The 1,025-nt window shown below is 48.8% G+C and carries 1 protein-coding gene and 1 pseudogene; both read left to right on the top strand.

Annotated elements, in window-relative coordinates; genetic code table 11:
• Positions 1–848 (top strand): ABC transporter ATP-binding protein (locus ACTHS3_RS14575; protein ID WP_440368322.1); only part of this gene is annotated, 848 nt, incomplete at its 5' end.
• Positions 849–933: 85 nt separating this feature from the next.
• Positions 934–1,025 (top strand): annotated as a pseudogene (locus tag ACTHS3_RS14570) (ferredoxin--NADP reductase); the annotation flags it as partial.

The following is a 1,025-nucleotide window of genomic DNA, read 5'->3' as shown; positions in this document are numbered from 1 at the left end:
CCCTACAACGTGGTTTGGCAGCGGCAGAAAGTGTCTTCACCTTTTTGGATCAACCCGAAGAAAGCAACGAAGGCAAACAGATTCTCAGCCCAAACCCTGGCAATATCGAATTTTGTGATGTTGTACACCGTTATCCCGAAGCCGAACGCAACAGCTTGAACCATATCAACCTGCTTGTCCCGCAAGGCAAAGTGACTGCATTGGTCGGCGCATCGGGTTGCGGTAAAACCACCCTGGCCAATATGTTGCCGCGCTTCCTTAATCCAGATGAAGGCAAGGTTTTGATTGGCGGCGTCAACATCAATGAATATACGCTCGAAAGCCTGCGCAGCCGCATGGCATTCGTCAGCCAAAACGTTGTCCTGTTTAATGGTACGATTGCTGAAAACATTGCCTATGCTCAAGCTGACAAATTCAGTGAAGAAGAAATTATCAATGCTGCAAAAGCCGCGAATGCTTGGGAATTTATCCAAAAAATGCCGCAAGGCTTGCACACTGAAGTTGGCGAAAATGGTTTAAAACTGTCCGGCGGCCAACGTCAACGCCTCGCCATTGCGCGTGCGCTTTTGAAAAATGCGCCGATTTTGATTTTGGACGAAGCCACCAGCGCATTGGATAATGAATCCGAACGTTTGGTGCAAACCGCATTGGAAAACCTGATGCAAAACCGTACCACATTGGTGATTGCCCACCGACTTTCGACCATCGAAAAAGCCGACAACATCGTTGTTATGCATGAAGGCAATGTCGTAGAACAAGGCACTCATCATGAATTGATTAGCGCAGGCGGACGCTATGCCGACCTGCACAGCCTCAGCGAAAAATCAGCCAAACCGGCAAGCAAGTAGCTGAACACCATATTCCATTCTTTTTATTAACCTTGGCCGCCCCGACCTACCCTTTTCAGACGGCCTTATCCGACAGGAAATATCAATGGCAGCATTCAATACCCAGAAAGTCTTGTCCGTACACCACTGGACCGACGCTTACTTCACTTTCACCTGCACCCGTGACGAATCTTTGCG

Source organism: Neisseria sp. P0009.S007, assembly GCF_051962515.1.
This window is presented reverse-complemented; position numbering and strand designations above follow the sequence as displayed.